Source organism: Pseudoalteromonas sp. OFAV1, from assembly GCF_021532595.1.
Taxonomy (GTDB): domain Bacteria; phylum Pseudomonadota; class Gammaproteobacteria; order Enterobacterales; family Alteromonadaceae; genus Pseudoalteromonas; species Pseudoalteromonas lipolytica_C.
The window spans coordinates 35529-59754 of sequence record NZ_JAKGBG010000027.1; the positions used below are offsets into that span (position 1 = coordinate 35529).

A 24226-nucleotide genomic window follows, 5' to 3' on the forward strand; every position below is an offset into this window, starting at 1 on the left:
CCAAGGTGAATAATTACTTACAATCGCTGCTTTTTTGGCTAAGACAAACAAGGTATAATACTCGGCAATTCTATTTTATTTTTACAGTGCGCACCGAGCTTTATAATTTATAAGGCAGTTAAGTGCGCTTTGTTATGACTAAAAGCAGCTTACATGTCTAATTTAACTACCGAAATTAATAAACGACGCACCTTTGCGATCATCTCGCACCCGGATGCGGGTAAAACCACCATTACAGAAAAAGTTCTGTTATTCGGACAAGCGATTCAAAAAGCGGGTACCGTAAAAGGTCGTGGCTCAAACCAGCACGCAAAATCAGACTGGATGGAAATGGAAAAAGAACGTGGTATCTCGGTTACTACGTCAGTTATGCAATTTCCTTACAATGAGCGTCTGGTTAACTTACTTGATACTCCAGGACACGAAGACTTCTCTGAAGATACCTACCGTACATTGACAGCGGTTGACTCTTGTCTAATGGTAATCGACGCTGCGAAAGGTGTTGAGGATCGTACTCGTAAATTAATGGAAGTAACACGCTTACGTACTACACCTATCGTCACCTTTATGAATAAGTGTGACCGTGATATTCGTGACCCAATGGAGTTATTAGACGAAGTTGAAACCGAGCTTAACATCGCCTGTGCACCTATCACATGGCCGATTGGTTGCGGTAAAGAGTTTAAAGGTGTGTATCACATTCACCGTGAAGAAACGATTTTGTATAGCACAGGCCAAGGCCACACTATTCAAGAAGTTCGAACAATCAAAGGACTCGATAACCCAGAGCTTGATCAAGCTATTGGTAGCGAACTGGCAGAGCAGCTTCGTGAAGAGCTTGAGCTAGTTGTCGGTGCATCACACGAATTTGACTTAGATCTGTTCTTAGCGGGCGAGCTATCACCTGTGTATTTTGGTACGGCATTAGGTAACTTTGGTGTTGACCATGTACTTGATGGCTTAACAGAATGGGCGCCTGCACCACTACCACGCGAAACAGAAGACCGCCAAGTTGTTGCAACCGAAGAGAGCTTCTCTGGCTTCGTATTTAAAATTCAAGCGAACATGGATCCTAAACACCGTGACCGTATTGCCTTTATGCGTATTGTATCAGGCAAATATAGCCAAGGTATGAAGATGAGCCACGTGCGTATTGGTAAACAAGTGAGTATCTCTGATGCGGTAACCTTTATGGCCGGTGACCGTGAGCGAGCGCAAGATGCTTACGCGGGTGACATCATAGGTTTACACAACCACGGCACGATTCAAATTGGTGACACTTTCACACAAGGTGAAAAAATGAAGTTTGGTGGTATTCCTAACTTCGCACCAGAATTATTCCGTCGTATTCGCTTAAAAGATCCACTTAAGCAAAAGCAATTATTAAAAGGCTTAGTTCAGCTATCTGAAGAAGGTGCTGTGCAAGTATTTAGACCACTTATTAACAACGACCTTATTGTTGGTGCGGTCGGTGTACTACAGTTTGATGTGGTTGTTGCGCGCTTAAAAGCAGAGTACAACGTAGATGCGATTTACGAAGGTGTCAGCGTAAACACTGCCCGTTGGGTAAGCTCTGACGATGTTAAAAAGTTTGAAGAATTTAAGCGTAAATGCGAGAGCAACTTAGCATTAGATGGCGGCGATAATCTCACTTATATCGCACCAAGCCGTGTTAACTTGAACTTATCGATGGAACGCTATCCAGACATCAAGTTTAATCATACACGCGAAAACTAATACACTAAGCTTGCATCAAATTTAAGTGCCCGTACTGCGGGCCATAAAGGTAAAAATTACAATGAATATTCGTACTCTTTTAATCGAAAAAGCAATTGCAGCTATGGTTGCAGCTGGATTACCAGAAGACACAAATCCAGCGGTTACACAAAGTACACGCCCGCAGTTTGGTGATTACCAAATCAATGGCGCAATGGGCGCGGCTAAAAAATTAAAATCAAACCCGCGTGAACTAGCACAAAAAATTATCGATAACCTAGACCTTGCTGATATCGCAGAAAAAACAGAAATTGCAGGCCCTGGTTTTATCAACATTCACTTAAAGCCTGAGTTTTTATCAGCTAGCTTAAAAGCAGCAAATGAAGACGAAAAGCTGGCTGTTGCGCCACATGCAAAAGCGCAAAAAGTGGTTGTTGATTATTCATCACCTAACCTTGCCAAAGAAATGCACGTAGGTCACTTACGTTCAACTATCATTGGTGATGCGGTTGTTCGTGCCCTTGAGTTCCGTGGTGATGAAGTTGTTCGTCAAAACCACATGGGTGACTGGGGTACTCAGTTTGGTATGTTAATCGCACACTTAGAAGATCAAATCAACCAAGGTGTTGATTTAGAATCTGTTGCACTTGCGGATTTAGAAACCTTCTATCGTGATGCGAAAAAACGCTTTGATGATGAAGAAGGCTTCGCCGATAAAGCGCGTAACTACGTGGTTAAATTGCAAAGCGGCGATGCACACTGTGAAAAACTTTGGAAGTTATTCATTGCCACTTCTGTAAAGCACTCTGAAGAAGTTTACAAACGTCTAAACGTAACGCTTACGCAAGATGACATTATGGCAGAAAGTGCTTACAACAGCGAACTTGCAAACATCATCGCGCTATTAAAAGACAAAAACATTGCTGTTGAATCTGATGGCGCACAAGTGGTGTTCTTAGATGAGCTTGCTAACAAAGACGGTGAGCCTTCAGTATTTATCGTACAGAAATCAGGTGGTGGCTTCTTATATGCAACAACCGACTTAGCTGCATGTGATTACCGCTCAAATAAACTCGGTGCTGATCGTATCTTAATCTTTGTAGATGCACGTCAAAGCTTACACTTCAATCAAGTTGAGCTAACAGCACGTAAAGCGGGTTTATTACGTGATGAAACAAGTTATGAATTCTGCCCATTCGGCACCATGATGGGTGAAGACGGCAAGCCATTCAAAACACGTACAGGCGGTACTGTTAAACTTGCAGACTTACTTGAAGAGTCAATCACTCGTGCTGCAGCTAAACTTGCTGAGCGTGAGTCAGATTTAAGCGACGAAGAGCGTAGCGAAATTGCCCGTAAAGTGGGTATTGGCGCAGTGAAATATGCGGATCTGTCTAAGCACCGCACTAGCGACTATATCTTCAACTGGGACACTATGCTGAGCTTTGAAGGTGCAACAGCCCCTTACTTACAATATGCATACACGCGTGTTCGCAGTATTTTCCGTAAATCAGGTATCGATGCTGCCTCATTAACAGCTGACGTTGCAATCAACGAGCCACAAGAAAAAGCGCTAGCACTTAAACTTCTACAGTTAGAAGAAGTGCTTGATCTAATGATCAGCGAAGCAACACCGCACGTATTATGTGGATACCTATACGAACTAGCAAGCCTATACATGACGTTCTACGAAGCATGCCCAGTTCTAAAAGAAGGCGTAGAGCCAAGCGTACGTGACAGCCGTTTAGTACTGTGTAATTTGGTTGCGAAGACGCTGAAGTCAGGATTGGACCTGCTAGGTATCGAAGTAATGGAGCAAATGTAATCTGCTTCGTGTAGTTCGCTTTAGCTGCGTTAATGAGTTTATTTAGCCTAAGTCACATACAAAACACGTATGCTCCTTGGCATAAATAAACTCATTGCCTTGCTAGCACTCCTACACTTGCAGAAAGTTTAAGAACTCAAAGGGATAAGTCGGTTTTCCGCCTTGTCTTAGGCTAAACTACTTAGGTGAATTCTGCTTCGTGTAGTTCGCTTTGAAAGCACTCCTACACTTGCAGATGATGCGCTTTGTAGGTTGGGTAGAGCGTAGCGAAACCCAACAAATTGACAGCTCAACAACCTTGATTAATCTTTAGCTGATAGCGATAGAGGGAATTTTATGAAACTTGAAGATATTCGCCGTGAATATTTACAGGATGGTTTATCTGAAGACATGCTTGATGCGTCTCCGATCAAGCAGTTTGAAAAATGGCTTGAGCAAGCTGTTGCCACTAATTTGCCTGATCCTACGGCGATGGTAGTCGCAACGGTTGATGAACATGGCCAGCCTTCGCAGCGTATCGTACTGTTAAAGCATCTTGATGAAAATGGCTTTGTGTTTTTTACCAATACCGGCTCGCGCAAGGCGCAGGAGCTTAAAGGTAATAACAAAATCTCTCTGCATTTCCCATGGCACCATATGGAGCGACAAGTCATTGTTTATGGTGAGGCTAAACCCTTACCAACAACTGCTGTTGCTAAGTACTTTTTATCGCGTCCTAAAGAAAGCCAATTAGCTGCATGGGCATCTCAGCAAAGTCGTCCTGTGTCATCACGTAAGGTGTTAATGGAAACATTTGCGAAAATGAAGCAAAAGTTTTCTGATGGTGAAATCCCATTGCCTGATTTTTGGGGTGGCTATTGTGTTGAGCCTACTAAAATTGAGTTTTGGCAAGGTGGTGCGCACCGCCTGCACGACCGCTTTATGTATCAACGCCAAGCCGACGGTAGTTGGCAGTTTGGTCGTTTAAATCCGTAAATGCGTTTTATCGATTCCCATTGCCACCTTGATTTTAGCGAATTTGATGAAACTCGCACAGAGCTCATCAAAGCATGCAAGCAAGTAGGAATTGAGCATTTTATTGTGCCAGGTGTGAGCTTGGCACAATCTACAGCACTTTTTTCTTTTGCCAAATCAGAGCCAAGTATTTCAGTTGCTTTAGGCTTACATCCTTATTTTTTATCTGACCACCAAGCTCATCACCTCGCAGAATTAGAGCAGTTAGCAAAAGCCAATTTAGGCCAGTTTATTGCCATCGGTGAGTGCGGTCTTGATCGTAGTATCGACAACCTCGATAAACAAACGCTGCTTTTTGAAGGGCAGATAGAGCTTGCCAATCAACTTGCTTTGCCACTGATTGTGCATCACAGACAAAGCCATGATTTAATTGCCCGCTCATTTAAGCGCTGTAAACCCAAATATGGAGGGGTTATTCATGCTTTTTCAGGCTCAGAACAACAAGCCTCAAGTTATATAAAACAAGGTTTTAAGCTTGGAGTCGGTGGCGTGATAAGTTATCCACGCGCGGCGAAAACTCGTAAAGTCTTAAGCGCTATAGAGCCACAGCATTTAGTGCTTGAAACCGACTCGCCGTCAATGCCACTTGCAGGCTTTCAAGGGCAGGTAAATACGCCGCTTAAGGTGCGTGATGTATTTGCACATTTATGTGAGCTTAAAGGCGTGATAGGTGATGCAAAGCAGCAACTTGCTGCTGAACTTTATGATTCTTGCTCTGCACTTTTTTTGATATAGCGATTAAATTGCCAGCGTTTTAGGCCACGGCCAAGTTGCCACGTAAAAATACAAGTAATTACGAGCATAAGTAATACTTGTCTGCCTAAGTCATGAAAGCTACTGTGGCTGGTGGCTATCGATGCTTGCGTAAGATACGTTATTGCCACAAACCCCAGTGGTCTCTCGTTATCACTTATAACGGGCTCAACAAATGGTGTTTTTAATTTACTAATGCCCGGCGTTGAATCCGGTAACAAACCAAAGGTATGGTGACTTTGCCAGTTATCACTGGCAGCTACTTGAATACCTTGTTGGTCGTAAATTATTGCAGCTAACACATACTCATCTGCAGCTATGTGGTTACATAGCGCCTTTAATTCTGGTTTGTTTTTTTCTAGTAGTGGGGTTTTAGCGTTTAGGGCCATAAACTTGGTTAAGCTTATCGCTGTGCTGTCTGCACTATCATAAAGTAACTGATGACTTTGAAAACTACTATTAACGGCAACCCAGCTCAGCAGCACAAAACAGGCTGCAGCTAGACTTAAACGCACCAAACGTTGGCGGTATGTAGCCGAAAATGGAGTTTTTAGTTGGTTATTTTTCATAGTCACCGTATACGCTGCTGACAGCTTTTCAATTTGATGGTACAACTAAACCAGTATAATAACCTTATTAGTTCATTGATTGCGAGTAGCTCATGCGCGCGCAAGGACAGACATAAGTCTAATGTGGAGCCACTATGTCACAGCTTAGCTTAGCTGCTACACCTTCAGCAAATTTAGCTGAACAAATCAGCCTAAATTGCTGGTATAAAATTGAAAACAAACACCTTATTACAACAGACTTTACGCCAAAAGCAAGTCAGGGCGTATTTAGCGTAGCATTCGGTAAAGTACTTAATGCTGAGCAATTACTTGCTATTAGTGAGTTTTTAGCGGCACAAGGGTTTAGCAACTTATCGCTATGTTGTTATCAGCCAATTGCAGACATGCCTGTGGCGTGGAGCTTTCATAGCGATGCAACAACAACACTCAGCCCACTGGTATTAGTTGAGTTTGCCAAGCAAATTGGTATTCAACTGGTGCAGTTGACTAATCCACCTACGGTTGATGAGCCTGGTCTATTATTAATGGACATGGACTCTACCGCGATTACTATCGAGTGTATAGATGAAATAGCACGACTTGCTGATGTATATGATGAAGTGGCTGCTGTGACCGCCCAAGCAATGGCTGGGCAATTAGATTTTGCACAAAGCTTAAAACAGCGTGTTGCTAAGCTTGAAGGTATTGATGTTGATCTAATCGATGGCTTAAAAGCACGTTTACCACTTATGCCGGGTGTTAGTGAATTATGTCAATACTTAAAACAGCATAATTGGCATTTAGCCATTGCATCAGGTGGTTTTGTACCATTTGCTGAGCAAGTGCAAACACTAATAGGTTTAGATGAAGTGCACGCTAATACCCTTGAGTTCAAAGATAATCGTTTAACAGGTAAAGTGATTGGCACTATTGTTGATGCTGAAGAAAAAGCCCGTGTACTTAAACGAATCGAAGCAAAGCTTGCCTTAAATAATCGTCAAACTGTTGCCATGGGTGATGGAGCTAACGATTTAAAAATGATGGCTGCGGCAGGGCTTGGTGTGGCTGTTCACGGTAAACCTAAAGTGGTTGAGCAAGCACAAACGGCTATTAACGAAGGTTCGTTGCTGCAAGTTGCTTACTTGTTAGGCCTACCGTTAGATTACTCGCTTTAACCAGATTGCTTTGCGTTTACTCATTTCGTCGATCAGCCTTTGGTCAATATCAAAATGGGTAAGCGCTTCTTCGGTTATATCAATTAAATCTCCCACACCAGCAACAGCCCATAATGCTTCCTCTAAATCTTTTGCTTTGTGTAAAGCATATTGACTGATGTACTTAAGCTCATTCGATAAGTAATCAATATCAGGCCGGCCTGTGCGTGATACATATAAACGAAATACAAACACTAAGTCGTTTTTCAGTGCTTTTTTTACAAATAGTGTTTGTGATGTGTAATCCTCATCGCTAATGCAGCGGCTGGTAATTGAGTCAGCAATTGTGCCTAAACGTGGGTTAAAACAAACAAAAAGTGTAAATGGCAAAGGTGCATCTTGACGACTACGATCTTTGATAAGTGGGGTGATCACTTCGGTTATTTGGTCTGTCGACAACAAGCCATCAATGCTGGTGCTTTCATTAAGCAGTGCAAAATTTTGTAAAAGCACATGTAATGGACTTGGGTATAAGCCTTGCCCAATAGCACCTATTTTAAAATGCGCTGATTCTTTATGGAGATAAAGCGGAAATTGGCAAACACTTTTTGTTACCATGTTTCTAAGTGCAGTAGAGAGCCCAGGAATCTTAGGGGTTTCTTCACACACTTTTAGCTTATCTTTATTATTATCAATCAACACCGTGAAAAAGGTTATTGCCATATGAGGCAAATCGGTTACTCGATGTACTTTTAAATTCACAGTTGTAAGCGACTTACTTATTGCCATAACTTCATAGCTAAGATCACTTAGGTCGTGTTTTTTGGTGATTTTCTGTAGCTCAGGCAAGCTTAACTTAATGATATCGCCCTTTTTAAAGTCTACAGGTTTCTCACATTCAATTTGTAACCCCATAACTGAAAGATCACGTGTGTAGCCCTGCACAAGTTGCTCTTTATGCTTAACCGTGACAGATGTTTTATACAAGAATCGCTTATGGGCTCTTAAATTCACATACTCTAAGGCAACAGGCTCTAGATGAGGCGGTGACTTGTGTTTACTGTGGCCAAATTGTTTTAATTGATTAACCGCAGTTTTATCAAATACACGTTGTTGGTATTTTTTCTGCTCATACTCACTACCCACTGAAGTCAAAATCAGCAAGTATTTAACGTCTTTTAGCATGCCTTGCACACGTGGAGTCGGTGGCTTATTGAGCTTTTCGATGTTTTTACCTGCGCTACTTGGTAACGTCAATGGAATGTATGAATCTTCTGGATGGCTTGGCATTAGCTGAAGCTTAAAACACTGCCAGCTATCTTTTTGACTACCAAACCCTAAAAACAAATCTTTTAAATGAGGCTGATTATTTAACTCAGAGCGAGTTGCTGAATAGTAATATATTCTGCCAGATACTGTATGAGTAAAAGTGTAAATATAGTCTTCTTTTACGGCATCAGGGCTACTGAGTAAGTGAGCAATGCGCTGCTGATTAACAATACTGTATAAACATGACACTTTTCGCTCATCACAAAAGTAACGCTGAATAAATATATTGTTTTCTGTTGTTAAGGCGAGACTTGGGTAAAGCTTGTCACCCTGCAAACTTAAAAACGTATAGAGCGAAGTCACTCGAGGAATATAGTATTGCTCATATCCTTTAGAGACAACAGCATCTAAGGTATTGTCTAAATTAACTTTATAGCGTCGTTTATTGCCGTGGATAAAGCTATTTAAAAAGTCGTCAAACTGCTTGTTATTTTCTATAAAGGTACGTTTTAAGCGCACATGATTATATTCACGCGATACCTTTTCGACGGCAATGACTTCATATTGAATACCATTTTTCAGACCCAGCTCAAAGTCCTGCTCGAGACCAACCAAGCGTAAGCCAATTAATTGGCCTTTTTTTAATTTATATCGGGGGGCAAGTTTGATTTTTGCACCGCTTAACGAGATATCAGAAGTTGATGCTGAGACTTTCGTTTCTTTATCAATTTCAACCGAGATCTTGATGGAGTAATTCATGCGCTCTTCAGAGCGGCTTTCATAAGAAGCAAATTTGATAACTTTTGCGGTTAACTGATTACTACTGTCATCGCTAATGAGGTCTTGCTCGGCGGCTTTTTTTTGCATCACTCGGTGATTGTTTTCGGTATTCATTACCGCTTCATAGACTGCAAGGGTATAGCCACCGTGGCGTTTAATCGCATCTTCAAACACTTCAATGGCGGTGTCATCCATAAAGTGCTGTTTGCCTTCATACTCGTAAGGTTTTACTTGTCCAGTGACTTGACCACGCAAATCGATAAAGCGTGCTACAGGCTGAGATAAACGCGACATCTCCATTTTGATCAAAAACTGCTCTGGCTTAGTTAAGCTGGCTGTTTTTGCTTTAAATAGCTTGTCGAATTGAGGTGTGCCTAAATTCGCCTTTAGTTCTTCAACTAGACTTTCGTATTTAAGCAAGATATCTTCAGGCATTTATAAAACCATCACTGTCTATCAAATAACGTAGTATTACTCGGCGGTGTTTTGCAGCTCACTACGCGAGTAGTAATTACTTTGTTGTTTTATTAGTTATTGTTATAAGTACTAGCCAATAAAATGGCAAGTTCTCTGGTATTTATTATTAAGCAAAAACTGTGCCCTTAACTTGTTCTTTAGTCAACAGTTAACATATAAGAAGGTCGATAGGGAGCAAGTTACCATGTATTATCTTCGATGTTTTTAAATCTACTATACATCAATTACCTTAGTAGTCAGTTTTACTTTGTCTACTAGATGCTTGAAAATAGTGGTTCAGTAAATACCAGCTATCCAAACAGGTAAGGCCGAATGGCAAAATCAGCAAAAATCGAATTTGTCTGCACTGAGTGCGGCATGAATTATCAGCGCTGGCAAGGGCAGTGTAAATGTGGTGCATGGAATACCCTTGCAGAGTTTAAACCGTCAGCAGGGCAGTCAAAGCAAGCTGCAAGTCGAGCTGCAATTGCAGGCTATGCCGGTAATGTGGGCGGCGGTTCAAAAAAAATAAATGAAGTTGCAACCACTGAAGCTGAAAAGCGCCTCACAGAAATTGGTGAATTAGACAGGGTATTAAGTGGCGGCGTGACCACAGGCTCAGTGAATATTATTTCTGGGGATCCAGGGGCAGGTAAAACCACCTTGTTGTCAGATTTAGTTGCACGTATGTCAAAAGTAATGCCGTCTTTATACTGTACAGCAGAAGAGTCATTATCACAGTTTAAAAATCGGGTTAACCGCTTACGTCTAGATTACAACGAAGATGAGCTGTACTTACTATCTGAAACCAGCGTTGAAGCAATCATTGAAGAACTTGATAAACATAAAATAAAGTTTGCTGTTATCGACTCAATTCAGGCTGTTTTAACAGAAACGGCAAATGGTACTCCAGGGTCACCCTCACAAGTGAAAAGTGCGGCTCAGGCGCTCACGCAATATTGTAAGCAAAATGATGTGACCATGTTTATTATCGCTCACGTAAACAAAAATAACGAAATTGCTGGGCCACAGACCTTAGTACACATTGTTGATGCGTTATTACACATTGACACCAATGATGGGCAAGTAAGGACATTACGTGCCAATAAAAACCGTTTTGGCGATATCGACACTGTGGGCATTTTTAGAATGTGTGAGCGAGGTATGCTGAGCGTTGATAATCCTAGCGAAATCTTCCTATCAGGCTCAACGACTGAGTCGCCGGGCTCTGCGATTACTTGTATTCGTAAAGGCAATCGTAACTTACTACTCGAAATTCAATGTCTAACCACAGAAACCGAAGCTGAATTCCCTCAACGAGTGTGTGTTGGTTTAAACATGAATCGTATCAAGATGCTCACGGGGATTTTACGAAAACACACTAAAACTAAAATCTTCCATGATACGTTTTTTAATATAGTTGGTGGTTTAAAAATTGATGAGTCAGAAACCTGCATTGATTTAGCGTTAGTTACAGCACTTTTAAGTAGTTTGAATGAGTTTGTGGTGCCACGGACTACTTGTATTATGGGCGAGTTGAGTTTAAATGGTGATGTAAGACCAATAGACAGTGGCGTACCTCGAGTTAAAGAAGCGGCGCAACATGGCTTTACTGAAATCTTTATTCCTTATCGTAATTACCATAAATCAATGGAAGGCTTAGGTGCAAAAATTACCCCAGTGAAAACTGTGCATGAATTACTGTCGTTAATTAACTAAACACAATTTGATACACTGATAAAAAATTTACACCAATTAAAGGAAATAAAATGAAGAAGTTAATTATTGCGGCGGTTGTTGCTGCGGCAGTCGGTGGCGTAGCTTACGCAAACTATGCTGTGACACAGGAAGTGAAAACAGTGGTTGATCAGCAGCTGAGTGCTTTATCAGCACAAAGTGGTGTAGATATTACTTATAGCGATATTTCAGCGAGTGTTTTTGATAGCAGCATGGAGCTTTCGGGTATCAAAGTACAAAGCCTTGATAGCAATGAAGCTATTGCAACCATAGATACGATTGAAGTATCAGGTTATGAGCAAGACAGCATTCCACCTCATACCGGGTTTGTGATGACAAACTTTCGATTCAGTGATGATTTCCTCGCTCAGTTACCGCAAAACGCCAACAACAAATTAGCGTCTACAAGCTATAACGTTAAGTCTTCGCTAGATTACAATAAAGACTCTGGTGATAGTGCGTTTGCAGTTAACGTGACTGCAAATGAAGTGGCCGATGTTCACTTTAATTTAGGGTTGGCGAAATCAACTCCTTTAATGGAAGCGTCATTGGCTATCAGCAAGATGCAAAACTCAACACAAAATGGCCAGCTCACATTAGAGCAGCAACTGCAACAGCAATCAAAAATGATGGCGGCCATGAGCCAGTTAGAGCCACGAAGTATTTCAATGTCAGTTGCTGATGAAGGTGAGTTAAAAGCGGTTGTAGAGAGCTTCTTGCAAGCGCAAGGTATGACTCATGAACAGTTCCAGCAGGTTGTTGCTATGCAGTTACAACAAGCGCCGGTTAGCACTGACTTAGAGACTGCTATTACTAATTTTGCTCAAGGCTTATCATCATTATCGGTTTCGGCAAACTTGCCAGAAGGTCAGTCTATGATGCAAATCAATCAGCAAATTATGGCGTTAATGGGACAACCTGAAGAACTTGCCAAATTTATTAACCTTCAAGCAAGCGGTAAATAAGGCTAAGGTGCAGACAACCTTAAAGTGTTGCTCCGTCTTGTGAGCTTACTTTAAGGTTGTTTTTAACTTTTCGGATGCCTCGGTTATGCTCCAAAAACTTTTGTGCTAAAGCACGTTGAAATCCTGTCTTGGTAGAGCCGATAAGCTCAACCGTATCACCCTCTACAATCACCTGTAGATTAGAAATAGTAAAGTTAGGGTTGCTGGTAAGTTTCTGCAAAGCATATTGTTGCAATCTAGGTTGTGCTGATGTGCTTGATGTTAAAACACTGGTATTTGCACTCACCTTTGTCGCACAAGCTAGTAAAAATAAACAACTTAATGAGATCAGTACTACGGTTAATTTAAAGCGGTTCATACGATTCCCTCGCGAAGACTCTGTTGCAGAACCAGTTACAATTATCATTCCAATTTTAAGTTTCTGATTATAAAGTGATTTTATGCTTGGTAGGTTAAAAGGTATGAACTAATTACACAGTAATTAGTAAAAAAGTACATGCAGCAGAGAGCAAAATGCCGAGACGAGCTCGGCATTTTCAAGTAAAGATATTAAGCTATTTTTTCTTTTTTACTTTTGCTTTGGCTTTTTTCTTCGCCTTGATCTTTGCAGGATCTTTTTTCTTTTTAGATGGGATCTTTGCTTCTTTGTGTTGAGGCTCAATACCTTTAATTACGCGACGTTTAAGCTTTTGCTCAATGTAGCGTTCAACCTTGCCCAGAATAGCCACATCGTGAGCTTCAATAAATGAAATCGCAATCCCTTTTTTGCCAGCGCGGCCAGTACGGCCAATGCGGTGTACATAGATATCTGCAGTACGCGGCATATCAAAGTTAATAACATGACTAATATCGGCGACATCAATGCCACGTGCAGCAACATCGGTTGCCACTAAGATATTATTGCGACCAGAGTGAAAGTTCTCCATCGCTTTCATGCGTTTGTCTTGTGGCATTTCACCACGTAGCCATGCAACGCGTAACCCTTCGTTGTTAAGCTCACCAATCAAGGTTTCTAAGCGTTCACGGGTTTTAACAAACACGATTGCTTTATGTATGTCTTCACCGTTTAGGATCTCGACCAACATTTTTAGTTTATGGTTATAGTCATCAGCTAGGTGAACCCACTGATGAATTTTAGCTTTCTCTTTTCGGGTTGACTCTGCTTCAAGTAGTGCAGGGTCATTTAAAATTCGTTCTGCAAATAACTCAACGCTGTCGCCTTCAAGTGTTGCTGAGAATAAGAAACATTGGCGACGATTACGTGCTTCGTCACAAATTCGCAGCATTTCTTTACGAAAACCCATGTCTAGCATGCGATCAGCTTCATCAAGAATAAGCAGTTCAACATTCTCAGCATGGAAATTCTCAGTTTCGAGGTATTCCATTAAGCGCCCTGGCGTGGCAATTAAAATGTCGTTATTACTCTCGAAAATTTCTTTATGTGTCCCGTAGTTAATACCGCCGGTCACTACACCAATTTTGAGGTGTGTTTGCGCAGCAAGTAATTCACATTGTTCATGGATTTGATAAGCCAATTCACGAGTCGGTGTCATGATCAGCACGCGAGCAAAGCCTGGATCGCGACGAGGGAAATCAAGCAAGTATTGAATTGCAGGGATCAAAAAAGCGGCTGTTTTACCAGTACCAGTTGGCGCAGATGCTAAAATATCGCGGCCTCTTAGCGCTTCAGGGATCGCTTGTTGTTGAATACTGGTTGGTGTATCAAAACCCATTTTATTAATGGCATTTAACAGCTTGTTATTGATATCAAATTCAGAAAATTGCATAGAGTGACGTAAATAGAGGACAATTAGGCCTAATTATACGCGTTAACGCGGCTGTGGTGAATGAAAAGGTGAAAAAATGTCAGGCTTTGTGTTTAAACAATTTTCGGTGGAGCAAACTCGTGCTGCAATGAAGGTGTCAACGGATGGCATTTTGTTAGGCGCATGGGCCACTCTTACTAACGCCACTCGTATATTAGACATAGGGACTGGAACAGGGCTGCTGGCCTTAATGGCAAAACAGCGAGCGCCACAAGCAACAGTGATGGCGATCGAGATTGATCATGATGCCTGTATTGACGCCCGCGCTAATTTTACCAATAGTCCGTGGTCAGATATCCGTCTTTATCAAGGTGCCGTGCAGTCATTTGATTCACCAGAGCCCGTTGATGTTATCATCACTAACCCGCCATATTTTAACGCCAGCCTCAAAGGAGAGAATGCGCCACGTAATGCTGCACGTCATACTGATGGCCTTAGTTTTAACGAATTAATAGCTGCATGTAGCAGGCTTAGTCATGACAAAACGTTGTTGAATGTTATTTTGCCTTGTCCGGAAGCTGAGCAATTTATTGCTATTGCAAAGCAATTAGGTTGGCATTTAAATCAACAATGTTTGATTCAAACAACACCCAAAAAAGCGCCGAGCCGCTGCTTAATGTTATTTAGCCAACAGGCTATAGAGTGCAAAAAATCGCAGTTGGTTATTCATGCTCAGGATGGTAGTTACAGCGCCGATTATCAAAGGCTTTGCAAAGCCTTTTATTTGAAAATGTAACGCTAATATAAGATTTTTGGCGATTCTAATTACTGTTCGGGGATCGCAGGTGGACGTAACTGTATCACCTCATCAAGTTGAATTTGCTGAACATATTCAAGTTTAAGTAAAGCATCTAGTACTCTTTTACAATGTTGTTTATCAATATCAGCACTACAAAAGTTGATGATATTAAATTGCCGTTTGATGTTCAGTCCCGTTATGTCAGGCAGTGGTTGCGTGGTTTCAACTAAAACACGAATGCTGGGATAGGGATCGGCATAACCAGAGTGTAATAATTTTTCGATGTTAAATAGGTTATCTTTAAGTTTGCCTAGTTCATTCGCTGTTTTCACGCTTTGTGGTATAAATACTTGTTCGTTAAGGCTATTTATTGTAATTTCGCCTTTGGCGTGAAGTGGGTTAATTTGATGATTGTCATATTGAATAACATCACCAGTCACTAAAGTGAATTGTTTCATTGTGTATCCTTTCAATTGGTTATCCATCCACCTCAAGCATAACAAAATGATGCGTCTAAAAAAATTAATTGTAGTAATAAATTCTTAATAAAGTAGGTGATCTATGTTCCGTTTAGCGTTTGTACTCGCTGCGATGTTATTTTCTCAACTATGTGCTGCAGCAACCAGCCCGGTAGGGCTTTGGAAAACAATTGATGAAGAAACGAATGAAGCGAAATCACTCGTGCGTATTAGTGAACAAAACGGCGTGCTGGTTGGCAATGTTGAAAAAATATTGAATCCAGCTAAGCAAGATGCACGTTGTGAAAAATGTAAAGGTGATAAGAAAAATCAGCCTATTTTGGGGTTGCAGATTATTGAAGGCGCAAAGGATGCCGGAGATGGAAGTTGGCAAGATGGTGAAATTCTTGACCCTAATAATGGCAAAACCTACACTTTAAAATTGACACCACAACAACAAGGTAAGGTGCTTGAAGTGCGTGGTTATATTGCTTTTTTCTATCGTAATCAATATTGGCAACGCGTTGAATAAAAAAAAGCCAAGCATTGCTTGGCTTTTCCTTACAAGTGACTTTTACAAACTTTCGCTGTATTCAGTCATTATTTGCTCAACCCAGTTGGCAATACGCTCATCGCTGAGTTCGTATTGACTGTCTTCATCAAGGGCTAAGCCAACAAATTGTTTGCCATCTTCAGTCAGCGCTTTTGATGCTTCAAACTCGTAACTGTCATCGTTTGGCCACTTTCCTAATAAGGTGATGCTTTGATCACAAATTTCATCGTGCAGCATGCCAAGAGCATCTTGGAACCATTGACCATAACCTTGTTGATCACCCATGCCAAACAGAGCCACTGTTTTGCCATTTAGATTAACATCTTTGATATCATCCCAGATAGACTCCCAGTCTTCTTGAAGCTCACCAAAATCCCATGTAGAAATGCCGAAGATAACGAAATCGAATTGTTCTGCATTTTTTAATGGTTCATCTTTGATGTTATGCAAGCTCACAACGTCTTGCCCAATAATATCGCGAATTTTCTCTGCCGCTATTTCTGTATAGCAGGTAGTCGAACCATAAAATAAACCAATCTGCATCGTATTTATCACCGTGTGTTTGCCTGATATGATAGCTACTCAAGCCGCTTGAAGTATCTACCTTCATGTAGTTTGGTAATATTTTACCGTAAGGCCTATTTAATTGATACCTTGATAAGGATGAGAGTAACCGTGGCGGATAATACTTCACAAGCACAAGCAGGTGTCATGACTGAACAAAATGCAGAGCATTTAGAGGTTTTTTTAGATACCTTGTATTTAGAACAAGGAGTCAGTGAGAATACTCTTGCCGCTTATCGAAGTGACCTCGATAAGTTTTGCCAATTTATTAAAGACACAGACTTACTTGCAGTAACAGCAGAAGATATAGAAGCTTATTTAGCATACCGTGTCGATTTAGGACTAAAGTCGCGCAGCACGGCTCGAAGTATCAGTGCGCTCAAGCGTTTTTATCAGTATTTTGTGCGCGAAAAAGCAATCCCCGATTCGCCGATGGTTAATATTGCGCAACCTAAGGCGGGGCAATCGTTACCAAAAACTCTCTCTGAAGCCGAAGTAGAAGCATTGCTTGCAGCTCCTAATATTGAAGATCCAATGGGGCTTCGCGATAAAGCCATGCTTGAACTTTTATATGCCACCGGGCTGCGTGTTACTGAGCTGGTAGGGCTAAGAATGGAGCAAATAAACCTGCGCCAAGCAGTCGTATTCGTAAAAGGTAAAGGTAATAAAGAACGATTAGTCCCTTTGGGTGAAGAAGCAATGTACTGGCTTGAACAGTTTTTAAAAGTAGGGCGCTCGCAGATGATTAAACACGCTACCGACTTTGTGTTTCCGTCTAAGCGGGGCATTGGCATGACCCGACAAACTTTTTGGCATCGCATCAAACACTATGCTATTTTGGCAGCAATAGAGTCACCATTATCACCGCATACGCTCAGACATGCTTTTGCGACGCACCTTTTGAATCATGGGGCAGACCTTCGTGTTGTGCAAATGATGTTAGGTCATAGTGACTTATCAACAACACAAATTTATACGCATGTAGCGAATGAAAGATTAAAGTCGGTACACGAGCAGCATCACCCTCGTGCATAGTGCAACTTTTTTTAAGATGTACCGGTCTATGTAAAAAATGTTCAGGATATAGGATAGTTATGAAAAAGTTAGTTTTAGCCACGGCACTATTTGGCACAAGCTTAAATGTTTTTGCAAATGGCGTATCGACGACAGAAGCCGCTGACGCACCAATTGTTTCAAAATTTGCCGAGTTAGGTGTAAAGGTTAAGCAAGTTAACCCAAGCCCTGTGGCTGGTCTTAAAGAGCTAATTACCGATAAAGGCGTGTTATACGCAAGCCCTGATGGCCAATTCTTAATGCAAGGTACGTTGATTGACCTAAACAACCGTGTAAATCTAACCGAGCATGCGTTAAGTGATGTGCGTAAACAAGGCGTTGCAGAGTACGAAGACTCGATGATTGTTTACAAAGCAAAAAACGAAAAGCATTCAATCACAGTATTTACAGATATCACTTGCGGGTATTGTCGTAAATTACACCGCGAATTAGACGACTTTTTAGAGGCGGGTATTACTGTTAAGTATTTAGCTTTTCCAAGAGGCGGTTTAGCGGGCAAAGGTTACCAAGACTTAATGAATGTGTGGTGTGCTAAAGACCCAGCAGAAGCGTTAACAGAAGCTAAAGCGGGCGCAGAAGTAGCTGCAGTCCCAGGTTGTAACGCCCCGATTGCAGAGCATTACCAACTTGGTCAAAGCTTTGGTATGTCAGGTACACCGGCAATTATTTTAGAAGATGGTACGATGATCCCAGGTTATCAATCAGCTGCGCAAATCAGCCAAGCACTTGATGCTTTACCAAAAACATCGTCATAACTATTTTTAAACGAAAAGGCCTATTTGTCGTAGGCCTTTTTTATTCGCCTTAAGTTAAGAAGTACACTTTCCAACATGGAAAAAATAATTCAAGTTCGTCCTCGGGTTGATGACTCACACCTGCCAAATCATTTACATCCAGTCATTAAACAAATTTACGCATCAAGACAGGTGCAAGACGCAATAGAGTTAGATAACAGTGCAGCAACGTTACATGACTTTCGGTTGTTTAAAGACATCGACAAAGCCGTGTTGTTGTTGCAAGACGCATTAAAAGCACAAAGCCGCGTGTTAATCGTGGGAGATTTTGATGCTGACGGTGCAACCAGTACAGCAACCTTGATGCAAGGTCTTGCCATGTTTGGTTTGAAAAACCTTGATTACTTAGTGCCAGATAGATTCAGTTTAGGGTATGGCCTAAGTCCTGCGCTTGCAGAGCAAATTGTGGCCATGCAGCCTGAGCTTGTGATTACCGTTGATAACGGTATTTCATGCATAGATGGCATTGCAATTGTAAAGCATGCGGGTATTAAGGTGCTGGTGACTGATCACCACTTGCAGGGCGAGGCATTACCTAATGCCGATGCCATTGTGAACCCGAATCGTCATGACTGCCAATTTCCATCGAAATCAATAGCAGGCGTTGGGGTGGCTTTTTATCTGCTTATCGCTTTACGTAGTCACTTACGTGATCAAGGGTATTTTCAACATCAGCCAATGCCGAATTTGGCCGAATTACTTGATATTGTTGCCCTTGGTACTGTTGCCGATGTGGTCGCCCTTGATGCCAATAACCGTACCTTAGTGCATCAAGGTTTAGCTCGTATTCGTAGCGGTAAAACACGTCCAGGTATTAGTGCTCTCATTGAAGTGGCAAATCGTAATGCAGCGCGCTTAAGTGCCAGTGACTTTGGCTTTTCATTGGCGCCACGCTTAAATGCAGCAGGGCGCTTAGATGATATGAGTTTAGGTATAGCCTGTTTATTATCGAGCGATATTAATCAAGCCCGCCGCATTGCCAGCGAGCTCGATAGTCTCAATCATGAGCGCCGTGAAATAGAGCAGGGCATGCAAACTGAAGCGCAAGCTGTGCTTGACCGTTTAGCCTTTAAAACAGATTCAGTGCCTGATGCCATTTGTTTGTATCAAGCTGATTGGCACCAAGGTGTTATTGGCATTTTGGCTGGTCGCTTAAAAGAAAAGTATCACCGTCCTACGATTATTTTTGCAGCCGGCGATAACGGTGAAATTAAAGGCTCTTGCCGCTCCATTGAAGGGCTGCATATGCGTGATTTACTTGAGCGCATAAATACCTTACACCCCCATCTTATCAGCAAGTTTGGTGGTCATGCTATGGCGGCAGGTTTAAGTATTAACGAGCAATGTTTTAATGAATTTAAAACAGTGTTTGAACACATGGTGGCACAAACACTCAGTGAAGAGCATAAGCAAAGTATTTTACTTACCGATGGTGAACTGCCAAATGATTGCTTCTCGATGGAGTTTGCCAACCTGTTAAAAAATGCAGGGCCTTGGGGGCAACAATTTCCAGAGCCAGTGTTTGAACATGTGTTCGAAGTGGTGCAGCAGCGTATTGTTGGTGAAAAACACTTAAAACTGGTTTTAAAACATCAATCTGGAAGGTTAGTTGACGCAATAGCATTTGCTGTTGACGTGCGTGCCTGGCCCGACACCGAAGTACGCTATGTAAAAGCGGCATACCAACTCGATATAAATGAATTTCGTGGCAAATTCTCGTTACAACTAATTATCCGAGAGCTACAAAAAACCACATAAAAATATCGTTATAATCGACATAAAAGGCTAATAAAACGCTCGGTTTTTTGTTAAAATCGGGCGTTTTTAATATTTGTAGATAATTTACCGTAATTATTGTCGAAAGCGGTGCGCGGTAAATCAGCCATTTTGGAGTAATGTACATGTTTGAAGTGAATCCTGTGATTAATCAAATCAAGGAAATTCGCGAACGTACTGAACTGCTTCGGGGGTATCTTTGACTACCCTCTTAAGAAAGAGCGGTTAGAAGAAGTTAACGCAGAACTTGAAGATTCAGCAGTGTGGAATGAGCCAGAGCGAGCTCAAGCCCTAGGCCGTGAAAAGTCGGCACTCGAAGCTATCGTTGAGACCATTGATAATTTAGTGGCCGGTACCGAAGATGTTGAAGGCTTAGTTGAGCTTGCTGTTGAAGCAGAAGACGAAGAAACCTTTGCCGAAGCAGAAACTGAATTAGCCGATTTAAACGCACAGCTTGAAAAGCTAGAATTCCGTCGTATGTTCTCGGGTGACCATGACCAAAACGATGCGTACCTTGATTTACAATCAGGTTCTGGCGGTACTGAAGCGCAAGACTGGTGTAACATGTTGTTGCGTATGTACTTACGTTGGGGTGAAGCGAAAGGCTTTAAAGTTGAACTTGTTGAAGCAACTGATGGTGATGTGGCTGGTATCAAAGGCGCAACAGTGCGCTTTGTTGGCGAATATGCATACGGTTGGTTACGTACAGAAACCGGTGTTCACCGTTTAGTACGTAAGAGCCCGTTCGACTCAAGTGGTCGTCGTCATACCTCGTTTGCATCGGCATTCGTTTACCCAGAAATCGACGATAATATCGAAATTGATATTAATCCGGCTGACTTACGTATTGACGTTTACCGCGCATCTGGTGCGGGTGGTCAGCACGTAAATACAACAGAGTCGGCGGTTCGTATTACGCATATACCAACCAACACTGTTGTACAGTGCCAAAATGAGCGTTCACAGCATAAGAATAAAGACCAAGCAATGAAGCAGTTAAAAGCGAAGTTGTTTGAACTTGAAATTCAAAAGCAAAATGCCGAGAAGCAAAGCCAAGAAGATGCTAAATCTGATATTGGCTGGGGTAGTCAAATTCGTTCATACGTACTTGATGACTCGCGCATTAAAGATTTACGTACCGGCGTTGAAAACCGTAATACTCAAGCGGTTCTTGACGGCGACTTAGATAAATTTATTGAAGCCAGCCTTAAATCTGGCCTATAACCACCGAGCTAAAAAAGAGCTAAAAAATGACTGATCAAATCCAAGACGAAAATAAGTTAATCGCTGAGCGTCGTGGCAAATTAGACGCAATCCGCGAAAATTGCCCAGCCAACGGTCATCCAAACCAATTCCGTCGTGAACATTACACGGCTGATTTGCAAGCTGAGTTTGGTGATAAATCGAAAGACGAATTAGTTGCTGAGCAGCACGTTGTATCAGTAGCGGGTCGTATTCTTGCAAAACGTGGTCCTTTCCTTGCGTTACAAGATATGAAAGGCCAAATTCAAGCGTACGCGTCAAAAGACGTACAAAAAGAATTAAAAGCAAAATACGGTCAACTTGATATCGGTGACATCATCGGTGTTAAAGGTGCACTAAATAAATCAGGTAAAGGTGACCTATACGTAGAAATGACAGAGTACGAGTTACTAACTAAGTCATTACGTCCGCTACCAGAAAAATTCCACGGTTTATCTGACCAAGAAACTAAATACCGTCAACGTTATGTTGATTTAATTACCAATGAAGCGACGCGTGAAACCTTCCGTATTCGCTCAAAAGTTGTTGAAGGTATCCGTCGTTTCTTAGCTGATCGTGACTTCATGGAAGTTGAAACACCGATGCTACAAGTGATCCCAGGTGGTGCGTCTGCTCGTCCATTCGTAACACATCACAATGCACTTGATATCGATATGTACTTACGTATTGCCCCTGAACTTTACCTAAAACGTTTAGTGGTAGGTGGTTTTGAGCGTGTATTCGAAATCAACCGTAACTTCCGTAACGAAGGTTTATCAACACGTCATAACCCAGAATTCACAATGATCGAATTCTACCAAGCATACGCTGATTATATTGACCTGATGAACATCACTGAAGACATGTTACGTACTGTTGCTACAGATGTACTAGGTTCACCAATTGTTGTAAACACAACTAAAAATGAAAACGGTGAAGTGGTAGATTCAGTAGAGTACGATTTTGGTCAACCTTTTGCTCGTTTAACAATGAGCGAGGCTATCCTTAAGTACAACCCAGACTTTGATGCTGCGGTATTTAATGACCCTGAAAATCATTTTGAAGAGCTTAAAGCGTACGCTAAGCAAGTACACGTTAAGATCCCTGAAAACTGTGTATGGGGCCCTGGTAAGTTCTTATGTGAAATCTTCGAAGAGACTGCAGAGCATAAGCTAATTCAACCTACTTTCATCACAGCTTACCCATGGGAAGTGTCACCACTTGCACGTCGTAACGACGAAAACCCATTTGTGACTGACCGTTTCGAGTTTTTCGTAGGCGGCCGTGAATTAGCAAATGGTTTCTCTGAGCTTAATGATGCGCAAGACCAAGCAGAGCGTTTTTCTCGTCAAGTTGAAGAAAAAGACGCAGGTGATGATGAAGCAATGCACTACGATGAAGATTATATTCGCGCGTTAGAGTACGGCTTACCACCAACAGCAGGTGAGGGTATTGGTATCGACCGTCTTGTTATGTTATTCACTGACTCACCAACAATTAAAGACGTGATTTTATTCCCGCATATGCGTCCTCAAGCTGATTAATCAGTTTTTAGGATTAGAAAACGCCGCTTTTTTAGCGGCGTTTTTGTTATAGGAAATTTCTGATTTTTTCTTCGCTAGTGTTTTTATTTTTAATTTAAATTATTGATATATAGTGTATTTGTTGTTTTTGTTTGCTACGTAATTATTGCTTTGTTCGTTTTTAATACAAACTAAGGTTGATAAAGTCATTTTTCTAGTCAGAATGTTAATGTACTAAATAAAATCCGTTCACTGCTTAAATGGAATTAATTAAAATGACAACAAAACCAGCGCAGTTACCAACAGATGTAGCAAAAAGTGATGAACAACGTGAAAGCTTTTACCGAGCATGTATCTTTGAATTTCAAAAGTTAGGATATCAAGACCAATACCTAGCAGAATTAACTGATGAGCATATTCCTTTAACTGGTCTCGATTTATTGGCTGATAAAGAAAAAACGCCTAAAGCTTAAGCGATTTTAGGGAGTTTGAGTCAGTTGTGCACAATCTCTAACCATCTACTCGAAATTCCTTGAAAAGTGTTTGACTTATTTTCTGAAATCTTTATTATACGCCCCACAAGACGGAGAGGTGGCCGAGTGGCCGAAGGCGCTCCCCTGCTAAGGGAGTATAGGGTTTGTAGCTCTATCGAGGGTTCGAATCCCTCCTTCTCCACCATTTTTCCTAAAATGGCATGTCTTGAAAGTAATATGTGTGGACGCGTAGCTCAGCTGGATAGAGTACCTGGCTACGAACCAGGCGGTCGGAGGTTCGAATCCTCCCGCGTCCGCCACTTTTTACTTTAACTCTGCATCGAGTATAAACTTGAGTCTCTTGCTAAGAGAATAAATTAGCAATGTTCAAATGTGCGTGTGGACGCGTAGCTCAGCTGGATAGAGTACCTGGCTACGAACCAGGCGGTCGGAGGTTCGAATCCTCCCGCGTCCGCCATATTTGAAACTCACATCGAGTATAAAGATAAAATCATTGCAAGATTATAAAATGCAACTGCGGACGCGTAGCTCAGCTGGATAGAGTACCTGGCTACGAACCAGGCGGTCGGAGGTTCGAATCCTCCCGCGTCCGCCACTTCCTTCTAGGAAGTGACATAAGCCGACAAGCTGTCGGTTTTTTTGTGTCTTTAAGATACAGTCAATGCAAGACTTAAACATGCATAATCACACTGCGGACGCGTAGCTCAGCTGGATAGAGTACCTGGCTACGAACCAGGCGGTCGGAGGTTCGAATCCTCCCGCGTCCGCCACTTTCTTCTTGAAAGTGACATAAACCGACGAAAGTCGGTTTTTTTGTGCCTGCAATCCGCATAGGATTGGTTTTAGGAGAGACTTCAGTTGCGAATAAACACAACGTTTTATTGCGTTCATTTCTCTTAGAACGACTTTGAACCACGCAGCCGGAGGTTCACTGTTTCAAAATACGTCCCGCGTCCGCCACTTTCT

The 24226-nt window shown here is 41.8% G+C and carries 21 protein-coding genes and 5 tRNA genes; 20 read left to right on the top strand and 6 right to left on the bottom strand.

Translation table 11 applies throughout. The features are described from left to right. Positions 1 to 153 precede the first annotated feature (153 nt). The 4 genes from prfC (at position 154) to L1267_RS14845 (ending at position 5290) form a co-directional block, all read left to right on the top strand. Positions 154 to 1737 carry a peptide chain release factor 3 gene (gene prfC, locus L1267_RS14830; protein ID WP_235383286.1) on the top strand — a complete coding sequence of 528 codons (1584 nt, stop codon included), beginning with the start codon at positions 154 to 156 and terminating at the stop codon, positions 1735 to 1737. A gap of 61 nt (positions 1738 to 1798) precedes the next feature. Then, positions 1799 to 3541 (top strand): arginine--tRNA ligase, encoded by a 1743-nt coding sequence (argS, locus tag L1267_RS14835; RefSeq protein ID WP_135925888.1) that lies wholly within the window; start codon positions 1799 to 1801, stop codon positions 3539 to 3541. A gap of 336 nt (positions 3542 to 3877) precedes the next feature. Then, on the top strand, positions 3878 to 4516 hold the full coding sequence (gene pdxH / locus L1267_RS14840; protein WP_135925887.1) for a pyridoxamine 5'-phosphate oxidase: 639 nt from the start codon (positions 3878 to 3880) through the stop codon (positions 4514 to 4516). Then, positions 4517 to 5290 carry a TatD family hydrolase gene (locus L1267_RS14845; RefSeq protein ID WP_235383287.1) on the top strand — a complete coding sequence of 258 codons (774 nt, stop codon included), beginning with the start codon at positions 4517 to 4519 and terminating at the stop codon, positions 5288 to 5290. On the opposite strand, the gene L1267_RS14850 is transcribed toward L1267_RS14845, so the two are convergent. Further along, complete coding sequence (locus tag L1267_RS14850; protein WP_135925885.1) at positions 5257 to 5877, bottom strand: AhpA/YtjB family protein; 621 nt, start codon at positions 5875 to 5877, stop codon at positions 5257 to 5259. The two genes, L1267_RS14845 and L1267_RS14850, sit on opposite strands and share 34 nt — an antisense overlap. 134 nt (positions 5878 to 6011) lie before the next feature. Between L1267_RS14850 and serB the strand changes: the two genes are divergently transcribed. Beyond that, the gene (gene serB / locus L1267_RS14855) at positions 6012 to 7031 is read left to right on the top strand and encodes a phosphoserine phosphatase SerB (protein WP_235383288.1); all 1020 of its coding nucleotides are present in this window, start codon (positions 6012 to 6014) and stop codon (positions 7029 to 7031) included. On the opposite strand, the gene L1267_RS14860 is transcribed toward serB, so the two are convergent. Then, the gene (locus L1267_RS14860) at positions 7014 to 9494 is read right to left on the bottom strand and encodes a PilZ domain-containing protein (RefSeq protein WP_235383289.1); all 2481 of its coding nucleotides are present in this window, start codon (positions 9492 to 9494) and stop codon (positions 7014 to 7016) included. The genes serB and L1267_RS14860 overlap by 18 nt on opposite strands. Before the next feature lie 354 nt (positions 9495 to 9848). Between L1267_RS14860 and radA the strand changes: the two genes are divergently transcribed. After that, complete coding sequence (gene radA / locus L1267_RS14865) at positions 9849 to 11234, top strand: DNA repair protein RadA (RefSeq protein ID WP_235383290.1); 1386 nt, start codon at positions 9849 to 9851, stop codon at positions 11232 to 11234. 50 nt (positions 11235 to 11284) lie between these two features. Further along, a complete protein-coding gene (locus L1267_RS14870; RefSeq protein WP_235383291.1) occupies positions 11285 to 12217 on the top strand; it encodes a hypothetical protein in 933 nt (310 codons plus the stop codon). Between the two features lie 19 nt (positions 12218 to 12236). Here L1267_RS14870 and L1267_RS14875 read toward each other — a convergent pair whose 3' ends face one another. Next, positions 12237 to 12623, bottom strand: coding sequence for a BON domain-containing protein (locus L1267_RS14875; protein ID WP_235383292.1), 387 nt, complete (start codon positions 12621 to 12623; stop codon positions 12237 to 12239). 148 nt (positions 12624 to 12771) lie between these two features. Beyond that, positions 12772 to 14004: an ATP-dependent RNA helicase SrmB gene (srmB, locus tag L1267_RS14880; protein ID WP_235383293.1), complete on the bottom strand. Its 1233-nt coding sequence runs from the start codon at positions 14002 to 14004 to the stop codon at positions 12772 to 12774. A gap of 76 nt (positions 14005 to 14080) precedes the next feature. Between srmB and L1267_RS14885 the strand changes: the two genes are divergently transcribed. Next, positions 14081 to 14779, top strand: coding sequence for a tRNA1(Val) (adenine(37)-N6)-methyltransferase (locus tag L1267_RS14885; protein ID WP_235383294.1), 699 nt, complete (start codon positions 14081 to 14083; stop codon positions 14777 to 14779). 29 nt (positions 14780 to 14808) lie between these two features. Here L1267_RS14885 and L1267_RS14890 read toward each other — a convergent pair whose 3' ends face one another. Next, positions 14809 to 15240 (bottom strand): hypothetical protein, encoded by a 432-nt coding sequence (locus L1267_RS14890; protein WP_235383295.1) that lies wholly within the window; start codon positions 15238 to 15240, stop codon positions 14809 to 14811. A 103-nt stretch (positions 15241 to 15343) separates the two neighbouring features. On the opposite strand from L1267_RS14890, the gene L1267_RS14895 reads away from it, so the two are divergent. After that, on the top strand, positions 15344 to 15772 hold the full coding sequence (locus tag L1267_RS14895; protein WP_235383296.1) for a DUF2147 domain-containing protein: 429 nt from the start codon (positions 15344 to 15346) through the stop codon (positions 15770 to 15772). 42 nt (positions 15773 to 15814) lie between these two features. Here the strand turns inward: L1267_RS14895 and fldB are convergent, their stop codons facing one another. Then, positions 15815 to 16336: a flavodoxin FldB gene (gene fldB / locus L1267_RS14900; protein WP_138558615.1), complete on the bottom strand. Its 522-nt coding sequence runs from the start codon at positions 16334 to 16336 to the stop codon at positions 15815 to 15817. Positions 16337 to 16504: 168 nt separating this feature from the next. Here fldB and xerD point away from each other — a divergent pair, with 168 nt between their 5' ends. The 11 genes from xerD (at position 16505) to L1267_RS14955 (ending at position 24030) form a co-directional block, all read left to right on the top strand. Beyond that, on the top strand, positions 16505 to 17392 hold the full coding sequence (gene xerD / locus L1267_RS14905) for a site-specific tyrosine recombinase XerD (protein ID WP_421968032.1): 888 nt from the start codon (positions 16505 to 16507) through the stop codon (positions 17390 to 17392). A 59-nt stretch (positions 17393 to 17451) separates the two neighbouring features. Further along, a complete protein-coding gene (gene dsbC / locus L1267_RS14910) occupies positions 17452 to 18186 on the top strand; it encodes a bifunctional protein-disulfide isomerase/oxidoreductase DsbC (RefSeq protein WP_138558617.1) in 735 nt (244 codons plus the stop codon). 75 nt (positions 18187 to 18261) lie between these two features. Beyond that, a complete protein-coding gene (gene recJ / locus L1267_RS14915; RefSeq protein WP_235383297.1) occupies positions 18262 to 19983 on the top strand; it encodes a single-stranded-DNA-specific exonuclease RecJ in 1722 nt (573 codons plus the stop codon). A 143-nt stretch (positions 19984 to 20126) separates the two neighbouring features. After that, a protein-coding gene (gene prfB, locus L1267_RS14920) for a peptide chain release factor 2 (RefSeq protein ID WP_135925871.1) occupies positions 20127 to 21225 on the top strand; the annotation gives its coding sequence in 2 pieces (ribosomal slippage) (positions 20127 to 20201 and positions 20203 to 21225; 1098 coding nt in all). 26 nt (positions 21226 to 21251) lie between these two features. Further along, a complete protein-coding gene (lysS, locus tag L1267_RS14925; RefSeq protein ID WP_135925870.1) occupies positions 21252 to 22787 on the top strand; it encodes a lysine--tRNA ligase in 1536 nt (511 codons plus the stop codon). A 254-nt stretch (positions 22788 to 23041) separates the two neighbouring features. Beyond that, complete coding sequence (locus L1267_RS14930; RefSeq protein WP_135925869.1) at positions 23042 to 23239, top strand: hypothetical protein; 198 nt, start codon at positions 23042 to 23044, stop codon at positions 23237 to 23239. A 112-nt stretch (positions 23240 to 23351) separates the two neighbouring features. Then, positions 23352 to 23444 (top strand) — tRNA-Ser (locus L1267_RS14935). Positions 23445 to 23482: 38 nt separating this feature from the next. Beyond that, positions 23483 to 23559 (top strand) — tRNA-Arg (locus tag L1267_RS14940). 81 nt (positions 23560 to 23640) lie between these two features. After that, positions 23641 to 23717, top strand: a tRNA-Arg gene (locus L1267_RS14945). Positions 23718 to 23778: 61 nt separating this feature from the next. Beyond that, a tRNA-Arg gene (locus L1267_RS14950) sits at positions 23779 to 23855 on the top strand. Between the two features lie 98 nt (positions 23856 to 23953). Continuing rightward, positions 23954 to 24030 (top strand) — tRNA-Arg (locus L1267_RS14955). Positions 24031 to 24226: the final 196 nt, after the last annotated feature.

What these genes read in the sequence shown, in the direction of transcription:
- recJ (WP_235383297.1), top strand. Translation starts at nt 18,262, where the DNA reads ATGGAAAAAATAATTCAAGTTCGTCCTCGGGTTGATGACTCACACCTG.
- L1267_RS14890 (WP_235383295.1), bottom strand. Translation starts at nt 15,240, where the DNA reads ATGAAACAATTCACTTTAGTGACTGGTGATGTTATTCAATATGACAAT.
- L1267_RS14875 (WP_235383292.1), bottom strand. Translation starts at nt 12,623, where the DNA reads ATGATAATTGTAACTGGTTCTGCAACAGAGTCTTCGCGAGGGAATCGT.
- L1267_RS14860 (WP_235383289.1), bottom strand. Translation starts at nt 9,494, where the DNA reads ATGCCTGAAGATATCTTGCTTAAATACGAAAGTCTAGTTGAAGAACTA.
- argS (WP_135925888.1), top strand. Translation starts at nt 1,799, where the DNA reads ATGAATATTCGTACTCTTTTAATCGAAAAAGCAATTGCAGCTATGGTT.
- pdxH (WP_135925887.1), top strand. Translation starts at nt 3,878, where the DNA reads ATGAAACTTGAAGATATTCGCCGTGAATATTTACAGGATGGTTTATCT.
- L1267_RS14895 (WP_235383296.1), top strand. Translation starts at nt 15,344, where the DNA reads ATGTTCCGTTTAGCGTTTGTACTCGCTGCGATGTTATTTTCTCAACTA.
- L1267_RS14870 (WP_235383291.1), top strand. Translation starts at nt 11,285, where the DNA reads ATGAAGAAGTTAATTATTGCGGCGGTTGTTGCTGCGGCAGTCGGTGGC.
- L1267_RS14850 (WP_135925885.1), bottom strand. Translation starts at nt 5,877, where the DNA reads ATGAAAAATAACCAACTAAAAACTCCATTTTCGGCTACATACCGCCAA.
- serB (WP_235383288.1), top strand. Translation starts at nt 6,012, where the DNA reads ATGTCACAGCTTAGCTTAGCTGCTACACCTTCAGCAAATTTAGCTGAA.
- radA (WP_235383290.1), top strand. Translation starts at nt 9,849, where the DNA reads ATGGCAAAATCAGCAAAAATCGAATTTGTCTGCACTGAGTGCGGCATG.
- L1267_RS14930 (WP_135925869.1), top strand. Translation starts at nt 23,042, where the DNA reads ATGACAACAAAACCAGCGCAGTTACCAACAGATGTAGCAAAAAGTGAT.
- L1267_RS14885 (WP_235383294.1), top strand. Translation starts at nt 14,081, where the DNA reads ATGTCAGGCTTTGTGTTTAAACAATTTTCGGTGGAGCAAACTCGTGCT.
- fldB (WP_138558615.1), bottom strand. Translation starts at nt 16,336, where the DNA reads ATGCAGATTGGTTTATTTTATGGTTCGACTACCTGCTATACAGAAATA.
- lysS (WP_135925870.1), top strand. Translation starts at nt 21,252, where the DNA reads ATGACTGATCAAATCCAAGACGAAAATAAGTTAATCGCTGAGCGTCGT.
- L1267_RS14845 (WP_235383287.1), top strand. Translation starts at nt 4,517, where the DNA reads ATGCGTTTTATCGATTCCCATTGCCACCTTGATTTTAGCGAATTTGAT.
- srmB (WP_235383293.1), bottom strand. Translation starts at nt 14,004, where the DNA reads ATGCAATTTTCTGAATTTGATATCAATAACAAGCTGTTAAATGCCATT.
- prfC (WP_235383286.1), top strand. Translation starts at nt 154, where the DNA reads ATGTCTAATTTAACTACCGAAATTAATAAACGACGCACCTTTGCGATC.
- dsbC (WP_138558617.1), top strand. Translation starts at nt 17,452, where the DNA reads ATGAAAAAGTTAGTTTTAGCCACGGCACTATTTGGCACAAGCTTAAAT.
- xerD (WP_421968032.1), top strand. Translation starts at nt 16,505, where the DNA reads ATGACTGAACAAAATGCAGAGCATTTAGAGGTTTTTTTAGATACCTTG.